4 protein-coding genes are annotated in these 4,021 nt (G+C 65.4%); all 4 read right to left on the bottom strand.

The features are described from left to right. Positions 1 to 600, bottom strand: a 600-nt coding sequence (locus WBF82_RS10370; protein ID WP_424382950.1) for an AAA family ATPase, incomplete at its 3' end; no start/stop codon positions are given. A 21-nt stretch (positions 601 to 621) separates the two neighbouring features. Further along, positions 622 to 1,869, bottom strand: coding sequence for a glutamate-5-semialdehyde dehydrogenase (locus tag WBF82_RS10365; protein WP_424382949.1), 1,248 nt, complete (start codon positions 1,867 to 1,869; stop codon positions 622 to 624). A gap of 111 nt (positions 1,870 to 1,980) precedes the next feature. Beyond that, positions 1,981 to 3,267, bottom strand: a complete 1,287-nt coding sequence (locus WBF82_RS10360) for a serine hydrolase domain-containing protein (protein ID WP_424382948.1) — start codon at positions 3,265 to 3,267, stop codon at positions 1,981 to 1,983. 21 nt (positions 3,268 to 3,288) lie between these two features. Further along, positions 3,289 to 3,948, bottom strand: coding sequence for a hypothetical protein (locus WBF82_RS10355; protein ID WP_424382947.1), 660 nt, complete (start codon positions 3,946 to 3,948; stop codon positions 3,289 to 3,291). Positions 3,949 to 4,021 lie beyond the last annotated feature (73 nt).

Here is a 4,021-nt window from a genome sequence, read left to right as displayed (position 1 = left end):
GTCGATGTGCAAAAACAGGCAGCGTCGCTTGAGCGCCTCGGACAGCTCGCGGGTGGCGTTGGAAGTCAGCAACACGAACGGCGCCCGCTCGGCGGTGATAGTGCCTAGCTCGGGGACCGTCACTGCGAAGTCGGACAGCACTTCCAGCAGAAGACCCTCGATTTCGATGTCGGCCTTGTCGGTTTCGTCGATCAGCAGCACGGTGGGCTCGGTGCGCCGGATCGCGGTCAGCAGCGGCCGCGACAGCAAAAACTCCTCGCTGAACACGTCCATCTTGGTCTGGTCCCAGTCGCCGGACCCGGCCTGGATGCGCAGGATTTGCTTGGCATGGTTCCACTCGTAGAGCGCGCGAGCCTCGTCGACGCCTTCGTAGCATTGCAGCCGAACCAGACCGGATCCGGTGGCCTGCGCGACGGCGCGGGCCAGCTCGGTCTTACCGACCCCGGCGGGTCCTTCGACCAGCAACGGTTTGCCCAGCCGGTCGGCGAGGAAAACGGCGGTCGCAGTGGCGGTATCGGGCAGGTAGCCGGTTTCGGCCAGCCGCTGACCGACATCGTCGATGTCGGCGAATAGCGGTGCGGGCCGCGCGGGCACACTCACTTCTGTGGTCTCCTCAGCAGTTCAGGCCGGGCGGGTCTGACCGTCTCCCCAGACGATCCATTTGGTCGAGGTCAGTTCCGGAAGTCCCATCGGCCCCCGGGCATGCAGTTTCTGGGTGGAGATGCCGATCTCGGCACCGAACCCGAACTGCTCACCGTCGGTAAAGCTTGTCGACGCGTTGACCATCACCGCAGCCGCATCCACCGCTTCGGTAAACCGTTGGGCGGCAGCCATATTGGTGGTCACTATGGCTTCGGTGTGACCGGTACCGTACTCGTTGACGTGTGCGATGGCCTCGTCGACACCATCGACGACCGCGACCGCGATCTCCATCGCCAAGTATTCGCGCCGCAAGTGGGCCTCGTCGGGGTCGAGATGTACGGTCACGCCGGCGTCTTGCAGCGCCGAGATCAGTCGCGGCAAGGCCTGTCCGGCGATCGCGGCGTCGACCAAAAGCGTCTCGGCCGCGTTGCAGACGCTGGGCCGACGTGTCTTGGAATTGAGCAGGATCCGTTCAGCCGTCTCGAGATCGGCGGCATCGTGCACGTAGACGTGGCAGTTGCCGACGCCGGTCTCAATGGTCGGCACTTGCGCGTCACGAACCACCGCGTCGATCAGGCCTGCTCCCCCGCGCGGGATCACCACGTCGACCAAGCCCCGGGCCTGGATCAGATGGGTGACCGTCGAACGGTCGGCCGACGACAGCAGCTGGACGGCGTCGGCGGGCAAATCTTCACTTCGCAGCGCGGCACGCAACACCGAGACCAGCGCCTCATTGGAGTTGGCCGCGGATGCGCTACCGCGCAGCAGCGCGGCGTTGCCGGACTTGAGCGCCAAACCGAAGGCATCGACGGTGACATTGGGCCGGCCCTCATAAACCATCCCGACCACGCCGAGCGGCACCCGTTGCTGGCGCAGTGCGAGGCCATTGGGCAAGGTGTAGCCACGCAGCACCTCTCCGACCGGGTCGGGCAGTCCTGCGACCTGACGCAGGCCGGCGGCGATGCCGTCGATGCGCTTCGGGTCCAGCGCCAACCGGTCAATTATCGAGGTCGGTGTCTCGGCGGCCCGCGCCGCGTTCACATCGTCGGCGTTAGCCGCCAGGATCCGGTCGGTGTTGGCGATGACTGCGTCGGCGGCGACAAACAATGCCTGGTCCTTGGCGACCGTCGGCAGTGAGGCCAGCACTCGGGCGGCGACCCGTGCCCGGCGCGCGGCTTGGTGCACCTGTTGGCGCAAGTCAGGAGCCGACGGAGCATGCACAGTCATTAACCCAGCGTATCGATCTTCCTACGGCTCGGTTGACACGGCCCCATTTGACCGTAGGATAGCCGCCCGGCAAGCCGGGCTTCGCTTGTGTGCGCATGCCGACCCGGCGCATCAGATGGTGGCCGAAATCTCTTTGAGCATGGCCATTCCGGCGTTGTCGGCAATGATGTTCGGCTGGCCCTTGGTCCAGTAGGTGTTCGCCAGAACAGCGATGCCCAGCGGCTCCTCGCCTGCGCCGCCCATGGTCATACCGATCCAACACGAACAGCCGCCCAGCGACGTCAGACCGTCCTTCCAGACAATCCGCGGCGGGCCGGGCATAACCTGCCAGGCCAGGCCCATATTCGCAGGTCCACGCTGAGATTCACCGCACTGGTTGAGCGACAGCGGCGACGACTGGGTGGTCGACGCCAGCGCTTTGTCCAGCGGCCTAGATCCGTTAGGCGCCGCCAGCTGCGCCTGCAGCCAGGTGTGCATGTCGGTGGCCGATGACTTGAGATCCGAAGCCGCGCTGGCGGAGACCATCTGGCCGCCGTCGGGATAGGCCTGCGCAACAGGAGCGCCGCCGGGCACGATCGTCACCGTGTCGGGCATGTTCAGCGGTCCGGTGATTTGGCTTTGCAGCAGGGCCGAATATGCCTGTGCGGGTGGAGGATTGCCTCCGGCCGCACAGCCGTAGGCCGAGGCCGTGGCGAAACCCAGAGTGATGAAACCCATGTCCGAATAACGCCAGCAGCTACCCGGAGGCAGACCGTTGTGGGTCCGCCAGAAGTCCAGTAACCCAGGCGGCGGCGCCGATGGGCTGGTTTGGAAGAGACCGACGCCGTCTTGGGGACTGCCGGACGGAGTGGGCAAACCGGACGTGTGCTGAGCCAGCATTCGGGGGGTGATCTTCAGCATTGTTTGGCTGAGATTGCCGCTGCCGCCGAGGTATCCGGACAAGTAGCGCTGCAGGCCCGCATCCCAATCGAAGCAGCCGGGATTCGTCACCACCCCGTTGGCGAACAGCGCAGTGGTGAAGGTCTTGGTGATCGACCCGATGCAGAACAGGGTTCTCGGCGTGGGCGGGGTCTGGTCGGCCACCGTGCCGTACATGTAATAGGGATTGAATTGGCGATTGGGATACGCGAAAGCCACCGCGACCCCGTAGTTGGCCCCCGGTTGGTTGGTCTTGGCATGCAGATTCTCGAGCAGCGTCTGGGCGTGAGTACCAATGATCCGGTTCAGGTCAACCTGCGTCAGCCTGATCGGCCGGGTCGTCGCATCCGGTACCGGGTTGGCGGTCTCGGTTTGCATCGGAGGTGTGGACGGCCCACATGCCACCGCGGTCGCGCCCAGGCCGAGCACACCCACCCCGGCGGCGAGCCGCCCGAAGTCACGCCTTGATATGCCGCTCATCCGCTGGTCCTTCCCCACGTTTCAGACTGGCGCGAAATCACCGGCGAACCATGCGGTTGTCACGGTGTGCGTTTGGGGAGGCGGGAGATCCGCCGTGGGCGATCCAAGCTGGCCTACTTTGACCCTCCATACCGGCATGGACCGATCGATCGCTGCCGTGGCGCCCTGGCTGGGCAACACAAGCACAGCCAGGTTTGAGTTCGCCGCGCCGCAGCCGTAGGCCCCGACATAGCCGTCCTGCCGCCCGCCCCAAGCACCCCCGTTGCGCAAGAGGCAGTGGGTGTTGTCGTCGAGCAGCAGCGCAAAGGGTTGTGGTGCCGCGACGGGCTGAACGTGCGGCAACGGGTTGGTGTAGCTCACCCGATGCAACTCTTTGTCCCAGGGGTCATCCCCGCACAGCAGGGATCCCGGTGTTGACGGCCAGCACACGTCGGCGCCCGCCGCACTGGGCGAGCAGTAGTAAATGTCATCGGCCACCGCAGCCGGCGACGGCGTGGTGCAGTCGGACATGTTGTCGACGTTGCTGTGCGACGGCGCCAACCGGTAGCCGTTGATCGGCTCTCCGTTAGGTCCGACCGACACCGTCGTGATCACTTGGGTGTCCGGTGGTTCGGCGCCGACAAAACCCGCTGCCGCCACGGCGGCAACCGCGACGAAAACGATCGGGATAACGATCCGCATTGAACCTCCCCGGCACAGATGCTGCCGATTAAGGGTAAGGCCCGCGAAAGCGGCGCAGAGGCGATTCGGCGAC

Source organism: Mycobacterium sp. (genome assembly GCF_049673265.1).
GTDB lineage: Bacteria > Actinomycetota > Actinomycetes > Mycobacteriales > Mycobacteriaceae > Mycobacterium.
The sequence above is the reverse complement of the archived record's forward strand: the minus strand, read 5'-3'. Positions and strand labels throughout refer to the sequence as shown.

Bases quoted from the DNA above. Each gene is read 5' to 3' on its own strand.
- WBF82_RS10365 (WP_424382949.1), bottom strand. From the start codon at position 1,869: ATGACTGTGCATGCTCCGTCGGCTCCTGACTTGCGCCAACAGGTGCAC.
- WBF82_RS10360 (WP_424382948.1), bottom strand. From the start codon at position 3,267: ATGAGCGGCATATCAAGGCGTGACTTCGGGCGGCTCGCCGCCGGGGTG.
- WBF82_RS10355 (WP_424382947.1), bottom strand. From the start codon at position 3,948: ATGCGGATCGTTATCCCGATCGTTTTCGTCGCGGTTGCCGCCGTGGCG.